25 protein-coding genes and 1 tRNA gene are annotated in these 23,632 nt (G+C 57.8%); 6 read left to right on the top strand and 20 right to left on the bottom strand.

Going from position 1 to position 23,632, the window contains the following annotated elements:
* Window positions 1-19 precede the first annotated feature (19 nt).
* The 3 genes from ACT3RW_RS09740 to ACT3RW_RS09750 all read left to right on the top strand — a co-directional run bounded on the left by ACT3RW_RS09740 (window position 20) and on the right by ACT3RW_RS09750 (window position 3,630).
* Window positions 20-694 (top strand): IMPACT family protein, encoded by a 675-nt coding sequence (locus ACT3RW_RS09740; RefSeq protein WP_444613603.1) that lies wholly within the window; start codon window positions 20-22, stop codon window positions 692-694.
* Complete coding sequence (locus ACT3RW_RS09745) at window positions 691-1,860, top strand: class I SAM-dependent methyltransferase (protein ID WP_444613604.1); 1,170 nt, start codon at window positions 691-693, stop codon at window positions 1,858-1,860. The genes ACT3RW_RS09740 and ACT3RW_RS09745 overlap by 4 nt, the downstream gene beginning before the upstream one ends.
* Before the next feature lie 63 nt (window positions 1,861-1,923).
* Entirely contained in the window at window positions 1,924-3,630 is a 1,707-nt protein-coding gene (locus ACT3RW_RS09750) for a hypothetical protein (RefSeq protein ID WP_444613605.1), read from the top strand.
* 326 nt (window positions 3,631-3,956) lie between these two features.
* Here ACT3RW_RS09750 and rpsA read toward each other — a convergent pair whose 3' ends face one another.
* The 3 genes from rpsA to polA form a co-directional block, all read right to left on the bottom strand.
* Entirely contained in the window at window positions 3,957-5,432 is a 1,476-nt protein-coding gene (gene rpsA, locus ACT3RW_RS09755) for a 30S ribosomal protein S1 (protein WP_131088449.1), read from the bottom strand.
* Between the two features lie 217 nt (window positions 5,433-5,649).
* Window positions 5,650-6,966, bottom strand: a complete 1,317-nt coding sequence (locus tag ACT3RW_RS09760) for a GNAT family N-acetyltransferase (protein WP_444613606.1) — start codon at window positions 6,964-6,966, stop codon at window positions 5,650-5,652.
* A gap of 145 nt (window positions 6,967-7,111) precedes the next feature.
* Window positions 7,112-9,811, bottom strand: coding sequence for a DNA polymerase I (gene polA / locus ACT3RW_RS09765; RefSeq protein WP_444613607.1), 2,700 nt, complete (start codon window positions 9,809-9,811; stop codon window positions 7,112-7,114).
* 124 nt (window positions 9,812-9,935) lie between these two features.
* On the opposite strand from polA, the gene ACT3RW_RS09770 reads away from it, so the two are divergent.
* Window positions 9,936-10,295, top strand: coding sequence for a hotdog fold thioesterase (locus tag ACT3RW_RS09770; RefSeq protein WP_444613608.1), 360 nt, complete (start codon window positions 9,936-9,938; stop codon window positions 10,293-10,295).
* On the opposite strand, the gene ACT3RW_RS09775 is transcribed toward ACT3RW_RS09770, so the two are convergent.
* From ACT3RW_RS09775 to ACT3RW_RS09790, 4 genes are all read right to left on the bottom strand, one after another.
* On the bottom strand, window positions 10,292-10,837 hold the full coding sequence (locus tag ACT3RW_RS09775) for a dihydrofolate reductase family protein (RefSeq protein ID WP_131088453.1): 546 nt from the start codon (window positions 10,835-10,837) through the stop codon (window positions 10,292-10,294). The genes ACT3RW_RS09770 and ACT3RW_RS09775 overlap by 4 nt on opposite strands.
* Window positions 10,838-10,933: 96 nt before the next feature.
* Window positions 10,934-11,182 (bottom strand): hypothetical protein, encoded by a 249-nt coding sequence (locus ACT3RW_RS09780; RefSeq protein WP_131088454.1) that lies wholly within the window; start codon window positions 11,180-11,182, stop codon window positions 10,934-10,936.
* Window positions 11,179-12,411, bottom strand: a complete 1,233-nt coding sequence (locus ACT3RW_RS09785; RefSeq protein ID WP_444613609.1) for an anion permease — start codon at window positions 12,409-12,411, stop codon at window positions 11,179-11,181. The genes ACT3RW_RS09780 and ACT3RW_RS09785 overlap by 4 nt, the downstream gene beginning before the upstream one ends.
* 303 nt (window positions 12,412-12,714) lie before the next feature.
* Complete coding sequence (locus ACT3RW_RS09790; RefSeq protein WP_022876444.1) at window positions 12,715-13,332, bottom strand: ANTAR domain-containing response regulator; 618 nt, start codon at window positions 13,330-13,332, stop codon at window positions 12,715-12,717.
* Between the two features lie 188 nt (window positions 13,333-13,520).
* On the opposite strand from ACT3RW_RS09790, the gene ACT3RW_RS09795 reads away from it, so the two are divergent.
* Both ACT3RW_RS09795 and ACT3RW_RS09800 read left to right on the top strand, forming a co-directional pair.
* Window positions 13,521-13,602 (top strand) — tRNA-Leu (locus tag ACT3RW_RS09795).
* A gap of 152 nt (window positions 13,603-13,754) precedes the next feature.
* Window positions 13,755-14,549 (top strand): tyrosine-type recombinase/integrase, encoded by a 795-nt coding sequence (locus tag ACT3RW_RS09800; protein WP_444613610.1) that lies wholly within the window; start codon window positions 13,755-13,757, stop codon window positions 14,547-14,549.
* 41 nt (window positions 14,550-14,590) lie between these two features.
* Here ACT3RW_RS09800 and ACT3RW_RS09805 read toward each other — a convergent pair whose 3' ends face one another.
* From ACT3RW_RS09805 to ACT3RW_RS09865, 13 genes are all read right to left on the bottom strand, one after another.
* Window positions 14,591-14,827, bottom strand: coding sequence for a hypothetical protein (locus ACT3RW_RS09805; RefSeq protein ID WP_444613611.1), 237 nt, complete (start codon window positions 14,825-14,827; stop codon window positions 14,591-14,593).
* Between the two features lie 827 nt (window positions 14,828-15,654).
* Window positions 15,655-16,278 (bottom strand): hypothetical protein, encoded by a 624-nt coding sequence (locus ACT3RW_RS09810; protein ID WP_444613612.1) that lies wholly within the window; start codon window positions 16,276-16,278, stop codon window positions 15,655-15,657.
* Entirely contained in the window at window positions 16,244-16,780 is a 537-nt protein-coding gene (locus ACT3RW_RS09815; RefSeq protein ID WP_444613613.1) for a hypothetical protein, read from the bottom strand. Before ACT3RW_RS09815 ends, ACT3RW_RS09810 begins: the two co-directional genes overlap by 35 nt.
* A gap of 420 nt (window positions 16,781-17,200) precedes the next feature.
* The gene (locus ACT3RW_RS09820; protein WP_444613614.1) at window positions 17,201-17,497 is read right to left on the bottom strand and encodes a hypothetical protein; all 297 of its coding nucleotides are present in this window, start codon (window positions 17,495-17,497) and stop codon (window positions 17,201-17,203) included.
* Window positions 17,490-17,702, bottom strand: coding sequence for a hypothetical protein (locus tag ACT3RW_RS09825; RefSeq protein ID WP_444613615.1), 213 nt, complete (start codon window positions 17,700-17,702; stop codon window positions 17,490-17,492). Before ACT3RW_RS09825 ends, ACT3RW_RS09820 begins: the two co-directional genes overlap by 8 nt.
* Window positions 17,699-18,178 (bottom strand): class I SAM-dependent methyltransferase, encoded by a 480-nt coding sequence (locus tag ACT3RW_RS09830; protein ID WP_444613616.1) that lies wholly within the window; start codon window positions 18,176-18,178, stop codon window positions 17,699-17,701. The genes ACT3RW_RS09825 and ACT3RW_RS09830 overlap by 4 nt, the downstream gene beginning before the upstream one ends.
* An 82-nt stretch (window positions 18,179-18,260) precedes the next feature.
* Window positions 18,261-18,953 (bottom strand): hypothetical protein, encoded by a 693-nt coding sequence (locus ACT3RW_RS09835; RefSeq protein ID WP_444613617.1) that lies wholly within the window; start codon window positions 18,951-18,953, stop codon window positions 18,261-18,263.
* On the bottom strand, window positions 18,940-19,224 hold the full coding sequence (locus ACT3RW_RS09840) for a hypothetical protein (RefSeq protein ID WP_444613618.1): 285 nt from the start codon (window positions 19,222-19,224) through the stop codon (window positions 18,940-18,942). The genes ACT3RW_RS09835 and ACT3RW_RS09840 overlap by 14 nt, the downstream gene beginning before the upstream one ends.
* Before the next feature lie 9 nt (window positions 19,225-19,233).
* Complete coding sequence (locus ACT3RW_RS09845; protein ID WP_444613619.1) at window positions 19,234-20,154, bottom strand: hypothetical protein; 921 nt, start codon at window positions 20,152-20,154, stop codon at window positions 19,234-19,236.
* 283 nt (window positions 20,155-20,437) lie between these two features.
* Entirely contained in the window at window positions 20,438-21,169 is a 732-nt protein-coding gene (gene istB / locus ACT3RW_RS09850) for an IS21-like element helper ATPase IstB (protein WP_441688254.1), read from the bottom strand.
* A complete protein-coding gene (gene istA / locus ACT3RW_RS09855; RefSeq protein WP_444613620.1) occupies window positions 21,166-22,647 on the bottom strand; it encodes an IS21 family transposase in 1,482 nt (493 codons plus the stop codon). The genes istB and istA overlap by 4 nt, the downstream gene beginning before the upstream one ends.
* 325 nt (window positions 22,648-22,972) lie before the next feature.
* A complete protein-coding gene (locus ACT3RW_RS09860; RefSeq protein WP_444613621.1) occupies window positions 22,973-23,392 on the bottom strand; it encodes a YqaJ viral recombinase family protein in 420 nt (139 codons plus the stop codon).
* Window positions 23,392-23,532, bottom strand: a complete 141-nt coding sequence (locus ACT3RW_RS09865) for a hypothetical protein (RefSeq protein ID WP_444613622.1) — start codon at window positions 23,530-23,532, stop codon at window positions 23,392-23,394. Before ACT3RW_RS09865 ends, ACT3RW_RS09860 begins: the two co-directional genes overlap by 1 nt.
* Between the last annotated feature and the right edge of the window lie 100 nt (window positions 23,533-23,632).

The following is a 23,632-nucleotide window of genomic DNA, read 5'->3' on the forward strand; positions in this document are numbered from 1 at the left end:
AGCCTATAAACTATTAGCGATGAACACCAACGAATCGGTCGCGACCAGCTACACCACGCTCAGCGGGGACAGCGTGCACGAGCTGGAAATCAAGCGCTCGCGCTTCATCACCTACCTGTACCGCGTTGATTCGGAGGCCGCCGCGCGCGAACACATCGCGACCTTGCGCAAAACCCATTTTGACGCCCGGCACCACTGCACCGCCTTCATCCTTGGCCCTGACCGGATGACCCAGCGTTCCAATGACGATGGCGAACCCTCGGGTACCGCGGGGATTCCGATGCTCGACGCGCTAGCTAAGCGCGATACAGAACAGGGCGGTGGCCTCTCCGACGTGCTCGCCGTGGTCGTGCGCTATTTTGGTGGCATTAAACTTGGCGCTGGCGGCCTGGTCCGCGCCTATTCCGAAGCGGTGTCCAGCGCGTTGGATCACACCACGTTAATAGGCCGCCAACGCCTACGCATCTTCACCTTGCCCGCGGCTCACGCAACGGCCGCGCGCTACGAAAACGAGCTACGGGCCGCCGGTTACCAGATCGAGCCCACACAGTGGCAGTCAACGGCCGCGCTGATCCAGATCGGCATCCCCGATACTCCCGAAGCCGCCGAAGAATTGCACACCCACATCGCTACACTCACCTCCGGCGCTGGGCAACTGGCCGCCGCCAACACCCAATGGGTTGATCTGATTTGAATCCCGCTTCGTTTTCCGACGCCGAGCTTGAGGCCCTGCTGGCTGACCTGCAGCGCTGGCCCGATGTGCAGGCACCGAACCTTGTTGCCGCCGACGCTGCCGATCGGCTGATTCTGGACACCTGCGCGACGTGGCACCGCGAGGCGGGCACCTCGTGGCCCGATTCCATCACGATCATCGGCGATCACTACGGTGCGTTGAGCCTGGGCGCACTGGCCTTGGGTAGCACGCAGGTACGCGTCCACTGCGATTCGCTCACCGCACGCCAAGCCATCGAAGCCAATGTGCAGCGTTTGCTGCCCGAGCTGGCCGCGCGACTGACCTTTTACCCGCTGGCTCAAGCAGCAACGTCGGCTACCCACATTTTGCTGGCACTACCCCGCGGTCTGGATGTTTTGGACGAGCAGGTTGCCGCCATCACCGCCGTGGCGTCTGCGCAGGCCCGACTCTTTGCCGGCGGGCGCATCAAACATATGAGCCGCTCGATGAACGAGGTACTCTCCTTGCGTTTCGCCCAACTCGACGTCTCGTTGGCACGCCAAAAATCACGCGTACTCACCGCCAGTCTCCCCTTGGAATCCCAGCCCGACAGCAAATTCCCGGCCACCGCAACCCATGAGGTGAACGACACCAGCTTTAGCCTGCACGCCGGCGCTGGCACTTTTGGTGCGGCACGATTGGATCCGGGCACCCGGCTGTTGTTGGAGAACCTGCCGGACTTAACCGAACACCACAGGTTGGTGGATTTGGCCTGTGGCAACGGGTCCATCGGCGTCTTTGCTGCGCTCACCCACCGGCACCTGACGGTTGACGCGTCCGATCATTCGGCCTCCGCGGTGGCATCCACCCTGGCCGCGGCCGAGGCTAATGGCCTGTCCGCCCGCCTCACCGCCGTGCAAGACGACGCCTTGTCCAGGCTTCCGGATCACTCGGCCAGCCTGATCACGTTGAACCCGCCATTCCACATCGGCAATACCGTCACCGCTGACATCGCGTTTAAACTGATCGACGATGCTGCCCGCGTGCTGGCCCCCGGCGGTCAGCTCTTGTGCGTTTTTAACTCCCACCTGCGCTATCGCAATGAATTGGTCCGACGTGTTGGCCCCACCACCCAGCTAGCGCGCGACAAAACCTTCACGGTCACCTCCTCCATCGCAGCGCGCTGAGACTTTTCCACACTTCGCACGATGCGCTCTTGCCCGCGCATCGGCACAGAGCATTCTGTGCTCATGAGCCAAACCATCAGCCAGGCACTAGCCGGGCTATCCGAAGCGTTGCAGCAGACCTCGCGACTATCCGTCGACGAGGCGCTGGCATTGGCCGAGCTCATTCCCGTTTTGCATCAGGCGGTCGGCGCCCCGGCCGGTCCCACGCCGGAAACGACTGAACCCACCGCTGAACCTTCCGTGCTCACCGCTGAACCGGCCGAGTCCTTCCGCGAGGATCCGCGTTTTGCTCTGGCTTTGGCATCAATCGCCGAGTCCGCCGCCCATCACGCGCTACGCACCCAGATCTACGCCGCCCACCTTCTCGAAGCCACCAGCGCGCATACTCTCACTGTGGACGAGCTTAATGCCCAACAAGCGGGCCCCATTGATTTCACCCGGCCTGCCGAGCGCACCGGCCAGCGTGCCACCTTCACCAGCACGTCTGCCTTGCTGTCCTCTTGGTTACACATTGAGCATCACGAGGCACTGCGGCGCGTGGCCAGCGCCAACCATGTTTTTGCCCAGTTCGATTACCAACATCAGCAGTATCCGGCGCAGTTTCCCTTGCTGACCCAGCGGTTCCACGATTCGGCCCTGCCGCCTGCCGAAGCGCTTTCGGTGGCACGCCGGCTGGGTGCACTGGAACCGGTACGTGAAGAGTTCGACGCCCCCTCCACCTCTACGGTGCGCGGTGCCGACGGTCAACTGCTTGAAGCCATGCTCGATCACGAATTAGAAGAAGCAGACCCGGCCACCCGGCGCAAAGGCATCAACACCGTTATTAAGGCCGCCAAGGAACAGCAATCTGAAGAACAGCCCGAGGCCCAAGAAGGAATTTTCCGGCGCGGTCTGCGTCATGGGTTGGTGCGTTACGAACTTGCCCTGCGCCCCACCCGAGCCGAACTTTTCGAGTCTGGCATCGCCCAAAGTGACAATCCGCGCTCCGACGCTGGTCAAGCTGCACGTGAGGCGTTCACCGATAACAACTCCGATCCGGCCGACGCAGCCAACCCAACCAACGCGTCCACGGAGCATCCCGACTTTGTCACCGATGAAGAAGCAGCCGCGAGCGAGGCCACGGACACTGCTCCCATCACCCCTGCCGCTCGACGCCTGAATGGGTTGATGTCATTGCTCGAGCTCAACTCAAAACTCCTCCAGCGACTACTTGATGCAACTCTTCACGGAGCGCAAGTTGACGCACAGGCCACCGCCGGCTCGCAAGAGCTGAAGGTGCCAGTCATCAAACCCCAGGTCGTCGTCACGATTTCCTTGGCGGAACTTGAAGGTCGAGCAGATACATTCGGTATTACCTCCCACGGATTTAAGCTCAGCGCCACCGATCTACGGCAAACCCTAGCCAAAGCCCGAATCATTCCCATAGTTTTGGGTGGCAAAGGCGAAATCCTAGATATTGGTCGAGCCCAACGAAAGCATCCGAATTACATGCGCCTAGGGGTCGTAGTGCGTGATCGCGGCTGCCTCGTGCCTGGTTGCACGATGGATCCGGAACGCTGCAATATCCACCACGTCTGGTTCTGGTCCGAAGGTGGAGTCACGGCAGTGTATTGGAGCGCGATGCTCTGCGATACGCACCATCACGATGTTCACGCCGGGTTGATCAAGGTCATCCCCAATGATGGTGTGCCTCAGGTGATCCTGCCGGCCTTTATGGATCCAACCCAAACGCCGGTCCGCAACCAGTACCATTTTGCGGCCACCACCTAAGCCACTGGATCTGCACACCGGAGCGTAGAAATGTGCACAGCTAAATCGCTAAGCTCCCCTCGGGCTCAGGTCTTTGAACTTGAGACCCTCAAGTAATCCATCTGTCGTCTCTAGTGTGCGTCCGAACATTCGCATCTGCTCCGCCCTTGCCCCAACGACGCTTACTGTTCGCCAATTTGAGTACCGTCAGGGTCACTGCCGCTCGTGCAGGACTCGACGTGGGCACCAATACCCGCTTAAATGCACGAAGGCCCAACCCTTTCGGGTTGGGCCTTCGTAGCTCAGCTAAAGCTAATCACGATTCCTGCACGAGGCAGAAAGCGAAATTAGTTGCCGGTCAGCTTCTCGCGCAGTGCAGCAAGAGCTTCGTCAGAAGCCAAGGTGCCTGCATCGGTGGCTGGAGCCTCCGAGGAGTACGAAGCTGGAGCTGGCTCGGAGCTACCTGCAGCAGCAGGCTCTGCTTCTGCGTCAGCTACGATTGCGGCAGCAACCTGCTTCTTGTGTGCTTCCCAACGCTCCTGAGCAGCAGCGTACTGTGCTTCCCATGCAGCGCGCTGGGTGTCGAAGCCCTCGAGCCATTCGTTCGACTCTGGGTCGAAGCCCTCTGGGTACTTGTAGTTGCCGGCCTCGTCGTACTCTGCAGCCATGCCGTAGAGTGCTGGGTCAAACTCGGTACCCTCTGGGTCAACACCTTCGTTAGCCTGCTTGAGCGACAGCGAGATGCGGCGGCGTTCCAGGTCGATGTCGATGACCTTGACGAACAGCTCGTCGCCCACGGAGACAACCTGCTCGGCCAGTTCAACGTGGCGCACTGCAAGCTCGGAGATGTGGACAAGGCCTTCGATGCCGTCTTCGACGCGTACGAACGCACCGAATGGAACCAGCTTGGTAACCTTGCCCGGTACAACCTGACCCAGTGCGTGGGTGCGGGCGAAGGTCTGCCAAGGATCTTCCTGGGTAGCCTTCAACGACAGCGAAACGCGCTCGCGGTCTAGATCGACTTCGAGAACCTCTACGGTTACTTCCTGGCCAACCTCGACAACCTCGGATGGGTGGTCGATGTGCTTCCAAGACAGCTCGGAAACGTGTACCAAGCCGTCTACGCCGCCAAGGTCCACGAATGCACCGAAGTTGACGATGGAGGAAACAACGCCCGGACGAACCTGGCCCTTTTCCAGCTTGTTAAGGAAGGTCGAGCGAACCTCAGACTGGGTCTGCTCAAGCCATGCACGGCGGGAAAGAACAACGTTGTTGCGGTTCTTGTCCAGCTCGATGATCTTGGCTTCGATTTCCTGACCGATGTATGGAGCCAGGTCGCGCACACGGCGCATCTCGACGAGCGATGCTGGCAAGAAGCCACGCAGGCCGATGTCCAGGATGAGGCCACCCTTGACAACCTCGATAACGGTACCGGTAACGACGCCGTCCTCTTCCTTGATCTTTTCGATGTCGCCCCAAGCACGCTCGTACTGAGCACGCTTCTTGGACAGGATCAGGCGGCCTTCTTTGTCTTCCTTGGTCAGAACCAAGGCTTCAACGCTGTCACCAACGGCGACAACATCGCCTGGGTCAACGTCGTGCTTGATGGAAAGCTCGCGGGAAGGGATGACACCTTCGGTCTTGTAACCGATGTCGAGCAGAACTTCGTCGTGGTCAACCTTGACGACGGTGCCTTCGACGAGGTCACCATCGTTGAAGTACTTGATGGTGGCATCGACTGCGGCCAAGAAGTCCTCAGCAGATCCAATGTCGTTAATTGCGACAACTGGTGCGCTGTTGTTCTCGTTCGAGGTGATGGTCATGTAGTAGGGACTCCGATGTGGATAGATTTGGTCAGTCGAAACCCCGGAAGTCCCGGAATTTCGAACGGGTAAAACTTGATTGCGGCCATAACTAGTGCCATGGCACGACTTGACAAGTCTACGCGTATACCAGAGTGCGGGTCAAAGCGTAACCCACTAACATCCACGTCAGCATTTTGTGAACTTCGTCATAAACCTGTGTTCAGCAGCCACTTGATCAGAACGTGTGAGGGGTGAAGGGTGCGCGATCAACTTCAAAAAGTCGCAGGCTCGCGCTCACATCCGACTCCGACTTCGTCGATGCCCGACCCGCTGCCAGCAGCTGCGAGAGCTGCACCGTACCCAAGTACAACCCCGCCAGCTCTCGTTCGCCCAGAACCACATGGGCTACACCGGTCAGTTCTTCCGCATCAATTGCCACACGCTTTACAGTTGCCGAACCATCGGCGACCTCAAAAAGGTACGTGCCGTCGATCAGCGACAAGCGATCTGTCACGCTGATGACCAGTTGGCCCGATCGTTGGTAACCGCGAGCTTCAAAGGCGGCGATGACATCCAGTACACGCAACCACAGGACGTCGTCGGTGGAGCGCACCTGGTAGTCCCGAACGTTGTGCAATACCAAACGCATCGGATCATCCAATGCTCCTTGCCCATGGACCTGCTGCACCAAATCATGATTGGCCACGTATTCCAGCAGCTTCAACCTCGCCACGTCGCTGAGGGCAACAAGTTTGTGTACGACCATCTTTGGTTGCGCATCATCCCAACCACCGAACTTATAGGTAATGGATCCGCCAAGTTCGCCAGCTTCATCGTAGTAGGCAGCATGGCGCATGTTCTTGGCCTTCGCCAGAGAATCCCACCCTTCCCAACGCCCCAGTGCATAGCCCACATCAAATTCCGTGCCATCGACCGAACCGAAAGTCTGCGCCAAGGCGCTGCGCATCAATGCTTCAAGCTTCGTTGCGAACGGCTCGGGATCGACGTCGATCACAGTGCCGGGAAGCGCAACCAGCAATTTTAGACCGCCCTCACATTTGAGCGTGAAGCGAGTCTGATAGGTGGCCGGTTCAAATCCGTAGCGACCGTAGATGCTCGCCTCAGAAGCGGTCAGTACTGCCAGCGCGAACCCACCTCTGCGCGCATAATTCAGGTCCTCCGTGATTTGCCGAGTCAAAATACCCTGCCGACGATGGGTGGGCGAAACGGTCACCGCAGTAATTTTATGCACCGCCACCGGTCGCGCTCCCCCAGCGTTGAGCAACCCCGGGAAACTCGCATAGGTGTGCACCGGCTGGCTGGCATGTCGAGATTCGGCCGGCCCCTGTTGATCGAACACCATCGTAAAGCGCAGTTTTTGCGCTGCTGCCAGCCGAGAGTAGGTGGACTCGCCCGCTTCATCGGGCAGCTCTTCATAAAACCCGAGCGCGGTGGCCCGTTGAAAAATGCTCAGGGCGCGCTGCCCATCGTCGTCCAATTGCGCAGCGTCATAACTAACGCACTTGAGTTGGCTAGGGATTGCTTTTGCCACTGTTTTGCACCCTTCATCGTTGAAGCTCAACAGGCACGCCCCATGCTGCTCGGCGGTAGGTAGTGCGGTAGATAGTACTGTGCTGCCGGGCGTGAAGTTCAGTGTACTTCGCGCCCGGCAGCATCAGGGTAGAGATTTGCGCCCGTTAGTGAGCCGCCTCGTGCCAGGTCCGGCCAATGCCCGGCTGAACATCCAGCGGCACCAACAGGTCAGCGGCCTGGCCCATTTCGCGGGTCACCAACTCCTGCACTGCTTCCAGTTCCCCTTCGGCGATCTCCAAAATGAGTTCGTCATGGACCTGAAGCAGCATGCGGGAGGTAAAGTTCCCGGATTCCAGCCCCGCAGAGATCTTGAGCATCGCCACCTTAACAAGATCGGCGGCCGATCCCTGAATAGGTGCATTCAGTGCCGCGCGTTCGGCAATATCGCGTAGACGCCGATCCGAGCTGTTCAGCTCTGGCAGGTAACGACGACGGCCAAAGATGGTTTCGGTGTAGCCGTCCTTGCGGGCTTGGTCCACGACCGAACGCAAGTAGGTGCGCACCGCTCCGAAACGATCGAAGTAGTCCTTCATCAATTTGCGCGCTTCATCCACGCCGATCTTCAGCTGCTTGGACAGCCCAAAACTGCTCAAACCGTAGGCCAAGCCGTAGCTCATCGCCTTCACCTTGGAGCGCATTTCAGAGCTGACCTCTTCTGGCTCGACGTTGAACACGCGCGAACCGACAAACCGGTGCAGGTCTTCGCCGTTTTGATAAGCCTCGATCAACCCGGCATCCTCGGACAGGTGCGCCATAATGCGCATTTCGATCTGCGAGTAGTCCACGGTCAGCAGGGTTTGGTACCCGGTGCCCACCATGAACACGTCGCGAATGCGTCGGCCCTCTTCTGAACGGACCGGGATGTTCTGCAGGTTCGGGTTCAGACTAGAAAGTCGACCGGTGGCCGCCACGGTCTGCGCGTAGGTGGTGTGGATCCGTCCATCGTCGTGCGTAGCTTTCAGCAGACCGTCGACGGTCTGGCGTAGTTTGATGGCATCGCGGTAAGCCATCAGCGCCACCAGGAACGGGTGCCCGGTTTTGACCAGCAGGTCTTGAAGTGATTCAGCGTCCGTAGTGAAACCGGTCTTGATTTTTTTGGTACGCGGCAAATCCAGCTCTTCAAACAGCACTACCTGCAGCTGCTTCGGGCTAGAAAGGTTTACCTCGTGGCCGATCGCAGCAAAAGCGTCGTTGGTGGCCTGATCAACCTGCGTGGTGAAGTGCGCGCGCAGTTCGTTCAGCCGATCCACGTCCACTGCCACGCCGGCGCGTTCCATCTCAAAGAGGACCGGGATCAGCGGCAATTCCATCTCTGCAGCCAGCAAATCGGCGTGCTTCTCAGCCAGCTTGGTGGCAAGGAACGCGGACAGGTCGTGGATTGCCTGAGCTTGGGCCAGGGTGGGTTCGGCCAAATCAGCGGTCAGCCCCAGATCCAATTCGCCCTTCTTCGCCTGATGCACCGGCACCGCATATTTCAGGTGGTACTGCACCACGTCCACTAGGTCGTGGCTACGCCGATCTGGCTGAATCAGGTACGCACTAATCAACGTGTCGTCCTTGATGCCCGCGATCTTCAGCCCGCGTTCGATCAACAGATGCATCGTGGCTTTAGCGTCGTGGAAAATTTTGGGCGCGTTGGCGTCAGCGAGGAACGCAGCCAGTTCGTTCTCGGTGCCTTCCTGAAGATCTGCAAGATCCAACCAAACGGCCTGTGCCCCACGGAACAGTGCAAGGCCCACAGCTTCATCGCCAACCACTGCAGGTTGAACGGCGATCGGCGCGGACTTACCGGCATCGATAAAGTCGCGTAATGCTTGGGCGTTGTCGGTCACCACACGGGTGAAGGCAGCTACCTCGGGGGCAACTTCCTCCTCCTGCGCTGCAAAGAGGTCAAAGAGGCGTTTACGCAGGGTGTTAAACTCCAGCGCGTCAAACAGGTTCTCGATCTCTTCGCGGTTTGGTGCCTCAAGCTCCATCTGCTCCAAGGTCACCGGCAGCTCTAGGTCGTGCTTCAGTTGGTTGAGCCGGCGGTTGCGAGTTACGTTGTCCACGTGCTCACGTAACGACTCGCCCACTTTGCCCTTGATCGAGTCAATGTTCTCCAGCACACCGGCCAGGTCCCCGTAGAGGTTGATCCACTTTGCGGCGGTCTTCGGGCCGACGCCCGGTACTCCTGGCAGGTTATCGGCGGTTTCGCCGACCAGTGCAGCAAGATCCGAGTAACGCTGTGGTGGAACAAAGTATTTGGCTTCCACCGCGGCAGCGTCCATCGGCGGAATGTCGCTAATGCCCTTTTTCGGGTACAAAACCAGGGTCTTGTCGGTGATCAGCTGGAAGGCATCACGGTCACCGGAAACCACCAGCACGTTAAAGCCTGCGTCCTCGCCCATGGTGGCCAGCGTGGCCAGGATGTCGTCGGCCTCAAAGCTTTCCAGGGTGATGGACGGGATGTTCATCGCCTTCATCACCTCTTGGATGAGGTCGATCTGCCCGTAGAACTCTTCGGGCGTCTTGTTGCGCCCGCCCTTGTACTCGGTGTACTCCAGCGACCGGAAGGTTGGAGTATCCAGGTCGAATGCGACAGCGACGTGGGTGGGCTTCTGCTGACGGATCATCGTCAGCAGCATGGATACAAAGCCGTGCACCGCGTTGGTGTGCTGTCCCGTGCTCGTCGCAAAGTTCTCCGCTGGCAGCGCGTAAAACGCGCGGAACGCCATCGAATGTCCGTCAATAATCAGCAGTCTCTTGTCCGACGCGGGTGTCGGCTTGGTAGTTTCGCTCACACCTGAAAGCCTAGTTCCCATGAACGACAATTTCACTACTCAACCCACGCAAGATTCGGCACATCCGTTCGCGCAGCAGCTCACGCGCCACGGCCTACCTCACAGTGCGTGGTCTTTTTTGCGCTCCAATGGCGTAGGGGAACTAGTGGAAAAGCTAGAGATCGTCTTCACCGAGTTCACCGTCGATCGGATCACGGCCACCATGCCGGTCGCCGGAAACACTCAGGTCTACGGGATTTTGCACGGCGGCGCGTCGGCAGCCCTGGCCGAAACCCTAGGTTCGATGGCTGCAGCGTTGCACGGCGCCGGGAAGACTCAACCCGTGGGGGTCGACCTAAACATCACACACCACAAGGCTGGCCGCACCGGTTTGGTCACCGCAGTTTGCACCCCGGTGCACCTAGGACGCAGAAGCACCAGCCACGAGATCGTGATCAGCAACGAGGACGGGGCACGCATTGCCACCGCGCGCATCACCAACATGATGCTCCCGGTAGAAAACTAGCCCACCGCGTAGCGCGTCAGCGTGATGTCGTTGCCCAAGTCTTCAACGCTCATCGCTGAGAGTTGGGCGCGCACCGAACGCCCAAAAATGCTGGTGCCCTCGCCGAAGACCACCGGCACGGTCACTAACAACAGCTCGTCCAACACGTTCGCTTGAACAAATCCGCCTGCTAGATCCGCGCCGCCGGCAACCCACACGTCACCGGCCCCCGCGCTTCGCGCAATGTCTTGGCTCCAGAAACCGATTTCTCCGCGGATGAACGTCAGGTCGGTATCGGGCAGGGTCGGTAATTCGTGGTGGGTTAAAACCCAGACTGGGAGGTGCGCAAACATCCAGCTCATGTTCCCGTCGGCGACTTCCTTGGCGATACCCTCATAGGTTTTCCCGCCGATCACCACTGCACCAATGGTTTCAAAGAACTGATCAAAGTGCTTTTTCACGCCAGGCTGTTTGGCGAAGGTGGTGAACCAATGCGCATCGGCGCTACCGTCGGCAATAAAACCATCAACGGAGGCACCCACGTAGTACTTGAAGCTAGTCATGGCTCCAGTCTAGGGGTGCCTCCGTCGAAGGCAATATGCAGTTTTACTTCCCAGCCGATGTTGAGCGTGCTGAGCACTATCAGCGATAGTGAGCGTTTAGTGGCTTGAGGACATGCCCAAAATCGCTTCGCTAAGTTGCGGAACGATCAGCACCACGCCAAAGGCCACAATTAAGCCGGCCACGGTGAAGCAGGCATACGCGCCAGTCTTGCTAAGGCCCGTACTTTTTCCTTCGTCCCTAGCTACAGCCAGCAGGCGAACTCCGAAAGAGTAAGCGGTAACAATGAGCATCGCGGCAATCCACGTGACGATCGCAACGATCGCAAAGGCAACCCAGTCAATCATGAGTTATCAGCATCCTTCTGCGTGGCGACGAGCTTAGCTTGCGCGGCTTCAGCCTTGGCCTTGGCGCGGCGTTGCTTCTTGGTCAAAATGTTGACCGCAGCTCCGGAGTTATCGATGTCGGACATAGTCCCGTCAGAGCCGTGCGACTGCTTTCGGGAAGCGAACCAGATGGTCAGCATCGCGCCAACTCCAAGGATGGTGACGATAACCAGACCTGGGGTGCCAAAGTGTACGATCCAGGCTGCCAGACCGCCGACGATCGCGGCTGCCGGCAAGGTGAAGAGCCAGCCCAAGGCAATACGGCCGGCGGTGCCCCAACGGACCTCGCCGCCCTTGCGGCCCAAACCGGAACCGATAACCGACCCGGAAGCGACCTGGGTGGTCGACAGCGCGAAGCCCAAGTGCGAGGAAGCCAGGATGGCTGAAGCAGTGGAGACCTCTGCGGCGAAGCCCTGTGCAGGCTTCACGTCGGTCAGTCCCGAACCCATGGTCTGGATAATGCGCCAGCCACCGGTGTAGGTGCCCAAGGCGATTGCCAGCGCACAAGCGGCAACAACCCACAGGTGCACGCCGGAGTCGGAATCCTGCAGCCCCGATGCGACCAGGGTCAGCGTGATGATGCCCATGGTCTTCTGCGCGTCATTGGTGCCGTGAGACAGCGCAACGAGCGAGGAGGAGAAAATCTGGCCGTAGCGGAAACCGCCGCGTTTCGGCGAGGCGCCGCTTTGGCGCTTGGTGATGGCGTAGGCCAGCTTGGTGCTCAGATATGCGGAGACGCCGGCGATCACCGGCGCGCAGATCGCCGGCAGCAAGACCTTGGAAAGCAGAACACCGTAGTTCACCGAAGCGAAGCCGGCACCGACAATAGCGGCACCGACAAGACCGCCGAAGAGCGCGTGCGATGAGCTGGAAGGAAGTCCCAGCAGCCAGGTCAGCAGATTCCAGATCACAGCGCCCATGAGGCCGGCAAAGATCATGGCCGGGCCGATAGCTACGCCGGTGGATGGGTCTTCGTTGATGATGCCGCCAGAGATGGTCTTCGCTACCTCGGTCGAGAGGAAAGCGCCGACGAGGTTCAGAATTGCGGCGAGGGCAACTGCCTTCTTAGGGGTGATTGCACCGGTTGCGATCGGGGTGGCCATCGCATTGGCCGTGTCATGAAAACCGTTGGTGAAGTCGAAAAACAACGCCAAGGCGATGACCAGGACGACGATCAGCGTCAAATCCATTTAGTACCAGCCTGAGGGGTCGAACGGCAAGGGGAAGTGTGCGGGCTTCGAATAAGTTCCCCTGCGGAAGTCAGTGTCATGCAGGACTTGGTTCCAAGCGCAGTTTCAATCTTAGGCGTACTGAGCGGTTCGTCAATCTAGGCAGTCAACTAACAACTGGCTAATTTCGGATTAACTTTGAACTTTCAGCAGGCCTAACGCTCAATGGCCGATGCCCCACACTGCGTGGACATGAAAAATGTGCGTCAAAACACAAGGTGTCTTAACGCACATCTTCATCGACGGCCTATGAGCTGCAGGCGCCTACTTGACCTGGTCGACCACGGTTTCCGCTACCTGGCGCATGCTCAGGCGGCGATCCATGGAGGTCTTCTGGATCCAGCGGAAGGCTTCCGGCTCGGTCAAGCCCATCTTGGTGATCAGCAGGCTCTTGGCGCGATCAACCAATTTGCGGGTCTCGAACTGCTCGGCGAGGTTGCTGACTTCTTCTTCCAGCGCGCGCAGCTCGTCATTGCGTGAAATGGCGATCTCGATGGCCGGAGTCAGATCGGCCGGGGTGAATGGCTTCACCACGTAGGCCATGGCGCCGGCTTCGCGAGCGCGCTCCACCAGTTCCTTCTGGCTGAAGGCGGTCAACAGCACGACCGGGGCGATCTTCTCCTTGACGATTGCCTCGGCGGCGGTAATGCCATCCATGACCGGCATCTTCACGTCCATGAGCACCAGGTCCGGCTTCAGCTCCCGAGCCTTGTCCAATGCGCTCTGCCCGTTATCGGCCTCGGCGACAACCTCGTAGCCTTCGGAGCGAAGGATTTCGACGATATCCAGGCGGATAAGAGTTTCATCCTCCGCAACGAGAACACGACGCGGTGTGGACTGCACCTCGGATGGAATTCGGGTGATTTCGGGTAGTTCGCTCATTGGCGCCTTCCTCCATGGTCAAAAATCCTGTCCGTGCGCTGGACAGCAGATAGATGGTTTCCGATAGCGAAGCCACGTTGCCTCGGTTTCACATATAAGCCTACTTGCATGTACTCTAGTTCAGGCGAAGACGCGAGGATCCTGATTAGGAAATCTGGAAAACCTCTAGTAAAGTAGTCAAAGTGCCAGCCCAAGTGGCGGAATCGGTAGACGCGCCGCACTCAAAATGCGGTATCGAAAGATGTGTGGGTTCGAGTCCCACCTTGGGCACAGATTGAACCCCGGGAAACCGGGGTTTTTTCATACCCATGTTGACGCCAACAGCAAAAATGTTGACAAGCGTTGACACGGAACCAGGGAATAACCACCCCTTTACCTGCTCTCACCAAGCAGTCGATAACTGAAAAGGACACCCGAACACCATGGCCTCCATCCGCCATATCCAGCGTGCCGACGGCACCACTGCATTCAAAGTCATCTGGCGCGAAGCTGAAACCAAAAAGCAAACCAGCTTCACCACCGACTCGGACATCGAAGCGGAACTCATCAAACGCCTGCTTGACGCGAATGGGCAATCATTCACGCTCGCCAACAAAGCAATGCAGGACATCCAATCCCAGACTCCAACGGTCACCAAGCTCGTGACCATGTACCTGGAGGAGAAAACCGGCATCGAACCCGGGACCAAGCACACCTATGAGGTCATGCTCGCCCGGCACATTGCACCATCTATTGGCCCAAGGAAATCCGCGACGATCGAGCGCAAGGACCTTGTGCGCTGGTTCGAGCAGCTGAAGCTCGCTCCCAAGTCCAAGAAGAACGTCCACGCGTTCCTGTCCACTGTGTTCAACTGGGCCATCGAGCGGAACCTCATGGAGGAAAATCCGGCACGGGGAATCAGCTCGCCGAAGGCTTCCCTGAAGTATCGCGGTGCGACCTTTCTCACAAGAGAGCAATTCCAGATTTTTTGCGACCACTTCGACCCTGGATACGAGGTCTTCTTGCGAACTCTCGTCAACTCGGGCATGCGCTTCGGTGAAGCCACAGCCCTGGATAAGGTTGACTTCGCACGCCAGGCCACCGGTCACTATGTGATCGACGTGAACAAATCTTGGAAACGGACGCCGCACGGATTCGTTCTCGGCTCCCCTAAGACCGTGGCCGGCGTCCGCCAGGTGACACTCCCCTTGTCTCTGACGCCTCTGCTCGTCACTTAGGCCCCCCCCCATAGGTCCTAAGTGAATCACTTTTGGGCGTCCTAGCTTCTTGGAACTGTGCGCGCCCAGCGCTTCGACGTCGTAACGATGATTGCAACGACAGCCCCAAGCACTGGAACCGCTATGATCATCAGTGCGAACAGGAGCTTTGTTACTGCTGACAGCCGGGAATTACGGGCGACGAGCACGAGCGCCGTCACTAACAAAGCCAGATACAAGGCACAGAATCCGTAAGAAAGTGCTTGCGATTCCCATGGAATAACAGGGTTAACGTTCATGTAGCTTTCCTCCTAAGAGTGAGCAGTTCGCGCTTCGGTTTTTCCTACTTGTATCTGTAACCATACCTCCCAGGAGCCCAGTACTGAATTGACAGTCGAAGTTGCCTGAGCCATGGCAGGGTTATTGAACCCGCTACCACTGGATGTTTTTTGATGCAGTTTCATTGCAGGTCGGCTGCAGCTGGCCACGAAGCACTGCTGGCTTGAGTTACCAACATAGGTAATAGATGACATCCCCGGGTTGAACTGATAGCTGGCAACGAATGCGACCGAAATAATGCCGGCCCACGTGTGCGAAACAGAGCACTTACTGTAGGTGACGTACCCACTTCCTGAACGATAAGTGCAAATTGGGGGCAAGTTGCTACAGATCATCGGCCAGGTTCGACCAGGGAATTCAAAATTGTTGCCGCACTTGAAGCTCGACAATCGATACGAACTGATGGGCATTGGGACTGATCTGAGATATGGGGTCACACTCAATTATTAACTGTGCATTCAATTCTCAGGATTATCTTTACAACGAATTTCAGACTCTTCTTGAAACCATGACTAGCTGGATACCTGGCAAATGCCTAAATCAGCTTAATGCGACAAGTTCTGGGACGATGGTTACCATGACGACGTGGACAAATTATTTCCAAGGTTGCCCTTCAACGTGTCCACAGGATCCGCGTAGGTCCGTCGTTGATCGCCCTCGGCTTGGAGCCGCCGGCAAGCGATTGAAAATCACAAGCACCATCGGACAGCAATGACCTGTGTGCCCCAAAGGAGCTTTGGGGCACACAGGTCAACTCCTATGCTCAAATGAGGCCAAAGCACTACCCTCAATTAACCGAGTAAATCCATCCAACAGTATTGACGAATCTCTCGGTATTCAATGAAGGGTCGGCATAATACTCAGCTTGCAGGCTCATGACCTTTTCTTCGTCGCCCAAGTGGTCAATTCGAAGCTTGCCAGATTGAGCCCCGTTCATGGTGAACGCGCACTGAGAGTTGTCACTCTTGAGGCAATCTACAACAAGGTCTGGGTCACCAGTTGGGTCTATCTCTCGAATACTCGTGTGATAAATGGACAACACCAAGGACACTGGTTGAACAGTTCGATCTATCGCAAGCTCTAGAGATCCATCAGTAGTACGCACATTCGGGACGTCTAAGTTCTCTTGGAGCTGGTTAGTTTCTCCTTCAGGGTGTTTCCAGTCAACGGCAAACGGCCGAACGTCGTCGCCTTCGAACTTCAGCACTGGCGGCAGGTTTAGCGCGTCCGGCGTCAGCGAGAGAAGGCTTTCGTCCTGAGATTGTTCGGGTTTCATAGCAACTTCATCGCCGCTTTCCACCGGGTTCGCCACGTTCGAGCTACAACCGGTAAGTGTTGTCAAAAGTAAGAGCGAGCAACCAATGCGAACACCAAGTTTAGTTGTTGCAGTAGAAACGAGTTTCAATGTCACTTGATGTCCGGTCTGAGAAGTTCGTTGTTCCAAAGGTTACTCGATGATATCCATTCCCTCGGTAAGTCTGCGCAGAGTTCGACGCGCAGACAAACTTTGAATTGACATCAATTTTAGACATAGTCTTCTTCGTCACTTCACGCTGGTGGAAGGAAGCACGATGCCATAGGCCGACCCAGCCCTTTTTCATGATCTCAGCACCCGTAATCTGGTAGTCGGGCGACTTTCGACAGTCTTTGATTCCGCTGTGCAGGGATCCGAAACCATTGCTCTTGTGAACGCGCTCCGTGTATCCCGCACATCGCCATGGATTCAGACCGATCTTTGCCGCAGCCATGGTGGCCACACCTGCAGGCGCTTCCGGAACAGAACCCGCCAGCGACTCTTCGGATGAATCGACAAATGGGGATGCGTTGTCAGTTTCCCAAGCCGCGTCCTGGAGGATGGATGAGATGGCGCTATCAGTCTTTTCGTCTGATGCGCCAGCCGCCTGTGCCGGCATAGCTGAAGGACACTGACATGCAGAGTCCCGCTGCGATCACGGAAATTACCTTGGTTGTCTTTTTCACAATCACCCCTAGTTGGTCATGTTTATAGTTACCTGACCTGAGATTACACGGCTTATACAACCAATGTAAAAATTAGGCCGCGATTCAAGAAAAATACAGTCGAATTGACAATACAAAAAGATGAGTCTGCGAAACTAATCGGGTGGTTAATTGGGAAGCCCTCTATCGTGACCGCGCGCGGACCCCAATAGGGCCACGTCACCCATTGGACAGCAATTTGCCTCGCTACGGAGCGCCTGACAGTTGCGACGGTAGGGAATGACGAATTGATGATGGTGCAGCGTCAATTTACGACATTTTGATGGTGCACATCCTTGAACTGGCCCATTCACTAACTGCGTTTGTCCATCGGCTCAAAGTTCCTTTGTGCGGGGTTTGGCGATATAGGTGGCCCGGTAGACGGGGTTGCCTTCGTGCGTGGTGGTTTCGATGACCAGGCTGGTGGGATCTATGACGTGGGTCTTGTCCAGTTCACGCAGTTTGGTTGCGAGACGGTCGTGGAAGGCATCGAACCGGGCTAGTTCCAGTTCCAAGTTTTCTGGCCGGCGTTCGACGAGCACCCTCCGCACTTTTGGTTCTTGCCAACGGGGTTGGCCGAACGCGTCGAGGTTCCAGGGTTTCTCTCCTGGCTTTGGGAACAGGTCACCCATTGAGGTCACGCTCCTCAAATTCTGCGATGATCTGCTCCACGTCGCTGGTGAGGTGGTCTATATCGATGGAGTGGTCTCCCCCAGCGAGCACGATATAGGTTCCCGCGTCGTGTCGAACCACTGGTTCTTCGAGCTCGGAGCCTGCGCCTGTCGGGCTGGTGAGCGTTTCGATGAGGCGGGCTTTGATGAATTCTCGGGTGATCATTGGTTCGCTTTCATAAAGGTGATCCAGTGGGTTTTCATTGCTTTTCCGGACATGTGTCCGACTAGAGGTTTCTGGTCGGTGAGGGCAAGGATTTCCCGGACTTTGATCTGTGTTTCGTTCCATTTGAAGATCAGGACGCCTTCTGCCTTGAGCACACGGAAGCATTCTGCGAATCCGGCGCGCAGGTCTTCGCGCCAGGTGTCTGCGTGCAGGCGTCCGTATTTGGCTGCCTGCCAGCTTTTGGGGCCAGCGCGGATCAGGTGTGGTGGGTCGAAAATGACGACTCGGAATGATTCGTCCGGGAATGGGAGGTTTCGGAAGTCTGTGTATGCGTCTGGGTTGATGTTGAGAGCGCGTCCGTCGCAGAGGACGTGTTCTTCGCTTCGGATGTCTCCGAAAAGGACTCGTTCGTCTTCAGGGTCGAAGTAGAACATTCGGCTGCCTGATGCGGGGTCCAGGACTGGCGGCAAAGTCATGTGGAGTTGCTCCGTGGTCTGGTGGGCGGGCGTGCGTTGCCCCTGTCCCCCAAGGCAAGGGGCAACGCACTGTGCGGGTGGTTTAGAACGCCGGGTCGTCGTAGAACGCCTGGTTGCGGAGGTGTTTTACTGCTTCCCAGCCGTACGCTGTGACCTCGTCCGTGGATAGCCTAATGAAGGCTCCATCGATCGTGATGCCTCGGAAGTCGTGACTTCTGTCGAGGGTGCGACGCATCAGTGTTCCCTTGTGAGGTCCATTGGTGATGTGGATTAGAACGGGGCCTGCTGGCAGCTTGGCTTGGCATTGTTCGCCCTCGGCTGGCGGGATTTCGGCGTCCACGACGTCGTCAGGGTCTACCAGCGTGTACCAGACCTGTTCCCAGACGATTTTGTACGCTTTGATGGCGTGCCGGCCGAGCCTGGTGTGCGGGCCGAGCCTGGTGTGCGGGCCGATGAAGTCGCCGAAGGAGTTGCAGATGAGGACTTCGCCGTCAATGTTCGACGGGTAGTTGCCGCTATCGGTAACGCGGATCATCGAGCCTGGGATGGTTGGGGCGGCAGGTTTAGGTCGGTCGATGAGGTAGAACCCGTTAGCGGTCGGCCAGATCACGGTTTCGTCGTTGGTGATCTTCTGGCCACCGGGGCCGTAGTGGTCGAACACAACGACGCAGTAGGCGTCGGCTTGCCCGGATGGGGTGTAGGCGAAGACGTCGCCCTGGCTTAGTTCGCTGGCGTCGATCATGCGCGCGTTCGGGAAGTGGTCAAGGAAGTGCATACTGGGTCTCCTGGAGGCTGGTGTGGGCGAGGGCCGGCACCGGGGCCGGCAGCGGATTCTCTGCCGGGCCGTTGATGCAGGTGCATTCGGTGTGGTGGTGCTGTTCGGGGTCGGCATCCCATATGCGGCCGTCGTTGAGGTTCACCCGGATCTTGGTGCCGTCGGGGACTCCGATGGTGTCGACGTGTGCGACGAGGACTTGGTCAAGGTCTGAGATGTAGAGCTGGGCAGTCGCGCCGTGTAGCTCTACTTCTGGGCTGTGGTCGCTCATGGCCGGCGCCTAGATGTGGCAATCGACGACGGTCAGGAGGGTGCCGTGCGGCAGGTCGCTGATGATTTGAGCGACTTGCTTGTACCAGCTCTTCGAGTCGACTGTGTCGTTGGAAATGCCGAACCAGCCCATTTCTCCTTGGGCCTGCCATTCTCCGTTTTGGACGACGGCGTAGAAACCTCCCCGAGCAAACGCGACGCGTTCTTCGAGGTAGGACTGCATCGGGTCGTCTGCGCCCATGTGGAATTGTTCGTATGCGTCCCAGAGGCGAGCGTCATTTGCGGCCTTATTCCAGGGGTGCGAATGCCATTCCTCGCGGGCAGCGTTGGCGTCGTCCTTGTGGGCTGCCAGGGTTGCTGACCAATCACGCTGTGGCGGTGCGATCCCCTCGGTGGCTTCCTGCAACGTCAACCAGTTCTTCAGCCCGTCTGCTCGGGCGCTCGTTTCCATTGATTCGAAGTCAATGGCCCGCTTCCGTGCCGCGTCTGCCCGCCCCGCGTAGTTAGGCTTCTCGCGCTGGAGTGGGTCGGACCAGTGGCCTGCCGAAGCGGTGTAGTCTTCGGCGTTTGCGCCGTCTTTGATGCGGAAAGTCCCGGAGTACCGGCCACCGATCGTCCAGTAGTCCCACTTGGATTTGGGATTGTAGGTAGTGTATCGAACGTACTCTCGGTTCTCTTCTCGAATGTCCTCGCCTTCGTTGTAGTCGCGGAGGAGATCGAGGTCTTTGATCGTGAAGAGCGTGTGAGCATCGCCGTTAGGCTTCTTCGGCAGGCGCTCCGGGTGTTCGGCGTAGAACTTACGCGCGTGATTCAGGTCCGATAAGTAGTCCCAGTCGGGGTCCACATGTGGTTCGACCGTCAGGTTTTCATCGTATGGCGCGAGCTGTTCTTCGATGTTTTCGCCAATGACGAGGAGCTTGAAGTGACTCATGGTGTTCGGGTGACTCTTTCTATCTTTTGATGGGCTGGTTGGGCCCCTTGGGAATGCCTCGGGTGGTTAGCCGTTGGCTGGTTTGATCTGGGCTGGCACCCAGTCGTGAATTTCTGTGTGTTTCGTCAAGTTTTAGTAGGCCATTAAAGCGCTTAAAAGTAGGCCACTTCGGCTCAAAAGTACGCCATTTCAGCGCTTGCCGGTCACAGCGCTGGCCGAAGACCAAAACGTCTTGAGCCAGCACGGGAATCTTGACCGGCCAATGGTGCATTAGTTCCGTCGCTTATTTCATCAACGCGTTCTTCACCCGATACGACTGGCCACGGAACTGCAGCAACCGCCCGTGGTGCACGAGCCGGTCAATGACCGCCGCGGCCATGTTCTCATCTCCGAACACCATGCCCCACCGCTTGAACTCCAGATTCGTGGTCAGCACCAAGCTGCGTTTCTCATACCCATCGGCAATGACCTGAAACAGCAATCTCGCGCCCTCCTCATCAATGGGCAGGTACCCGAACTCGTCAATGACCAGCAACTGGTTCTTCGCAATCGAAGCCAGCTCCTTATCCAACCGGCCCTCAGCCTTCGCCCGCCGCAACTGCATCACCAGCCCAGCAGTGGTGAAAAACCTCGCCGGAATGCCTCGCCGGCACGCAGCCACCGCCAACGCCGTCGCCAAATGCGTCTTGCCGGTGCCCACGTCACCGAAGAGAATCAGATCCTGCGCGTGGCCAAGGAAGTCCAAGTCAGTCAATTGCTCCCGGCCGTAATCGGCAGGGAAAGTGATCGCGGTGAAGTCATACCCGTCCAGCGTCTTCATTGCCGGTAGCTTGGCTGCACGCAACAGCCTCGCCCGACGCGCGTGCGTACGCGAAGCCTGCTCGGCCATGAGTAATTCATAAAGGAATTCCCGCTGCTTCGGAGTTCCCTTGCGGGCAAACTCTTCCATCACGGTGCTCGTCAACGACGCAGCTCGCCCTGCTTCAAGCAAGTCATCGATGTCAATGGAACTCATGCTGCCGGGGCCACTTCCACGATGTCCTGCTCCACGGCAGTCGCAGCGAACAGCTGGTCGTAAACAGCCAAGTCCACGATCCCTGACTCGAATCCACTGCCTTGGGCAATGCGGCGCGCCAGCATTCCCAGGCTCGCTTTGGAAGGATCAGCACCATCAAGAACGAGTTGCTCTGCAGCGTCCAACGCCGTGAGGAATCCGGTTGCTTGCGACGCGTCGTCCAACGCAGCGAAGATCTCACTCCGGTCCCCGGTATCAGCGGTATCGATCCAGTCCTTGAGCGGGTCAGCGAACTGCGCTCTAATCGGTGAATTCGCCCAGCCTCCAGGTTTGCGCGCCAAAGCGCCCAACACCATTTCCGGCTCGGTGATTGTTTCCGGATGGCGGCCGAAGACCCGAGGGAAGGAACGGATGACCTGGCCGTGCTCATCAAGCAATTCAACGGTCTCATGCCGCAGCCCCACCATCACCTGGCGGGTCGCGAACTGCGGTCCGGCAGCATACGTGTTCTGGGCGATAAGCACATGCCCATACTTGTTGGCCTTGCGCGCCTCATACTGCACCGGGTCGAACCGGGAGGATGGCAGCGCCAGCAACGCTTGGCGGTCCTGGCAAAACAGTTCCTCGCTGGTCAGCTGCTTCTTCCAGTGCTTCCTCGCAGCGAACCCGGCCGCACGCTGGGTCAATAGCTCGTTCAGCTGCTCTATTGACGTGGCCGCTGGCATGGGGACCATGATATTGCGCCGCAGGAATCCCACAGCGTTCTCCACGTTGCCCTTCTCATGCCCGGACTCAGGATTGCAGAACCGGGACTCGGAACGGTAATGGTTCTTGAACGCCTCGAAAAGCTTCGTCTCGGTGATTCTCGTGCGCACCCGCCGCCCGATACCGGTAGCGTTGTCGAAGACCATCAGCGTAGGAACCCCGCCGACCTGCTCGAAGATGCTCCGCAATCCATGGCACACGCATTCAGCGGTTTCACCGCGGTAGGCCTGGACGAAACGCATATTCGAGTACGGGAACGTCACCACCAACATGTGCAGGGTCTGGCGCTGCCCGGCGATCAAGGCATCGGCTTGCCCGAAATCAACTTGCACCGTGCCCGGCGGCCATTGAAGCTCCATGAACCCGTCGCTGACGCTTTGCTGGTCAGCACGGTATTTTTTCACGAAACGCTGCACCGGCGAGTACGTGCCTTCATAGCCTTCCTCAGCGGTGAGCCGCTCGAAGATCCGCACGGCGGTATGCCGTTGCTTGCGCGGGGCGTTCTTGTCGTCTTCCAGCCAACGGATAATCGTGGATTCGAACCCGCTGAGCACCGGACGGGTGCGGTGATGGGCCGAGGGCGGTTTCGGTGAGTAATCATCGATTCTCAGGTATTTCGCCACCGTGCCACGCGATAAGCCTACGAGCCGGGCGATTTCACGGCCGGAGACTCCCTGGGAGTCAAGTTTCCTGATACGTTCTTGAACGGACATGGGTACCGTCACTTCTCTTTCGTTTCCTTTCCAGCACCCGGTTGATTGTCTGCAAACATCTGGGTTGGGTGTCGGTTAGGAATTTATCGTGAAGCAAGACGGTCCCATGTTTCTTTTGCGTTCACCCCCTGGAGAATTGATCTCGTTGAGTGGCTCCACTGGGGTTGAACGCTGTGGAGTGTTGTGGTTCGTCTTGTCTTCTGGTGTGATCATCAGCGGCCAGGATCCTTGTGGTTTCACTGGCCCATATCTTCTACTGAAGTGGCCTGAATTAGGCCGCTGAAGTGGCCTACTTTTGATGCTGAAGTGGCCTACTTTTATCTGATCACACACAGCCAGTCGAGGACTTGGCTTCGAATATTCCGCCGTCCGGGGTGAGCCCATCTACGGTGCACTGCATGAAGGGATGCTCCTTGGAGCGCATCAGACCAGCTTGGCGAACCTTGATGCCTGTGTCCTCCACGAACAGGGTGCGAATCACTGGTTCCAGGAGGTGCCCCATGCGCATGGCGTGGTTGTAGGCCGGGCCGTCGGAGTAGCCCCGCTTGACGGACCAGGTTTCGTAAGCGCTGCCCCATCGGTTCAGACCGACGATGGACGAGACATCCGAACCGCCTATGCCTTGCTTGCGGACCTCCAGCCACTCTTCCTGAGCCGCGTCGGCTCGCAGGATCAAGGTTGCTCCTGGGCACGCGTAATTGGCGCGGTCAGCAGTTTCCTGTGGGGTGTGTACCTGTGAGGTCATTACAGCGCACCACCCTCGATAAGTCCGGTGATGATGAACGCGGCGAGGATCAGTGCGCCGATGAGGAAGTGCTTGACCCGTTCACGCCGTGCGTGAATCTGATTTTGGGTGTACTTGGCCTTAAGCCGCAGATGCGACATGTGGTTCTCCATTCTTGGGTTCCGCTGGTTGGGCGGTTCGGGCTGGTGAGGCCCTTGGTCCTTGTTCGGGTTTGCGGTTGGTTATCTTGTTGCCCGCAAC

The sequence above is a fragment of the Glutamicibacter sp. AOP5-A2-18 genome (assembly GCF_052446055.1).
In the GTDB taxonomy this organism is placed as follows: domain Bacteria; phylum Actinomycetota; class Actinomycetes; order Actinomycetales; family Micrococcaceae; genus Glutamicibacter.

Excerpts from the sequence above, each read along its gene's own strand:
- polA (WP_444613607.1), bottom strand. The coding sequence starts at position 9,811 with ATGGGAACTAGGCTTTCAGGTGTGAGCGAAACTACCAAGCCGACACCC.
- ACT3RW_RS09805 (WP_444613611.1), bottom strand. The coding sequence starts at position 14,827 with ATGAACGTTAACCCTGTTATTCCATGGGAATCGCAAGCACTTTCTTAC.
- ACT3RW_RS09740 (WP_444613603.1), top strand. The coding sequence starts at position 20 with ATGAACACCAACGAATCGGTCGCGACCAGCTACACCACGCTCAGCGGG.
- rpsA (WP_131088449.1), bottom strand. The coding sequence starts at position 5,432 with ATGACCATCACCTCGAACGAGAACAACAGCGCACCAGTTGTCGCAATT.
- istA (WP_444613620.1), bottom strand. The coding sequence starts at position 22,647 with ATGTCCGTTCAAGAACGTATCAGGAAACTTGACTCCCAGGGAGTCTCC.
- ACT3RW_RS09840 (WP_444613618.1), bottom strand. The coding sequence starts at position 19,224 with ATGAGCGACCACAGCCCAGAAGTAGAGCTACACGGCGCGACTGCCCAG.
- ACT3RW_RS09835 (WP_444613617.1), bottom strand. The coding sequence starts at position 18,953 with ATGCACTTCCTTGACCACTTCCCGAACGCGCGCATGATCGACGCCAGC.
- ACT3RW_RS09845 (WP_444613619.1), bottom strand. The coding sequence starts at position 20,154 with ATGAGTCACTTCAAGCTCCTCGTCATTGGCGAAAACATCGAAGAACAG.
- ACT3RW_RS09780 (WP_131088454.1), bottom strand. The coding sequence starts at position 11,182 with ATGATTGACTGGGTTGCCTTTGCGATCGTTGCGATCGTCACGTGGATT.
- ACT3RW_RS09800 (WP_444613610.1), top strand. The coding sequence starts at position 13,755 with ATGGCCTCCATCCGCCATATCCAGCGTGCCGACGGCACCACTGCATTC.
- ACT3RW_RS09825 (WP_444613615.1), bottom strand. The coding sequence starts at position 17,702 with ATGATCACCCGAGAATTCATCAAAGCCCGCCTCATCGAAACGCTCACC.
- istB (WP_441688254.1), bottom strand. The coding sequence starts at position 21,169 with ATGAGTTCCATTGACATCGATGACTTGCTTGAAGCAGGGCGAGCTGCG.
- ACT3RW_RS09775 (WP_131088453.1), bottom strand. The coding sequence starts at position 10,837 with ATGACTAGCTTCAAGTACTACGTGGGTGCCTCCGTTGATGGTTTTATT.
- ACT3RW_RS09790 (WP_022876444.1), bottom strand. The coding sequence starts at position 13,332 with ATGAGCGAACTACCCGAAATCACCCGAATTCCATCCGAGGTGCAGTCC.
- ACT3RW_RS09820 (WP_444613614.1), bottom strand. The coding sequence starts at position 17,497 with ATGGGTGACCTGTTCCCAAAGCCAGGAGAGAAACCCTGGAACCTCGAC.
- ACT3RW_RS09815 (WP_444613613.1), bottom strand. The coding sequence starts at position 16,780 with ATGCCGGCACAGGCGGCTGGCGCATCAGACGAAAAGACTGATAGCGCC.
- ACT3RW_RS09785 (WP_444613609.1), bottom strand. The coding sequence starts at position 12,411 with ATGGATTTGACGCTGATCGTCGTCCTGGTCATCGCCTTGGCGTTGTTT.
- ACT3RW_RS09750 (WP_444613605.1), top strand. The coding sequence starts at position 1,924 with ATGAGCCAAACCATCAGCCAGGCACTAGCCGGGCTATCCGAAGCGTTG.
- ACT3RW_RS09860 (WP_444613621.1), bottom strand. The coding sequence starts at position 23,392 with ATGACCTCACAGGTACACACCCCACAGGAAACTGCTGACCGCGCCAAT.
- ACT3RW_RS09865 (WP_444613622.1), bottom strand. The coding sequence starts at position 23,532 with ATGTCGCATCTGCGGCTTAAGGCCAAGTACACCCAAAATCAGATTCAC.
- ACT3RW_RS09830 (WP_444613616.1), bottom strand. The coding sequence starts at position 18,178 with ATGACTTTGCCGCCAGTCCTGGACCCCGCATCAGGCAGCCGAATGTTC.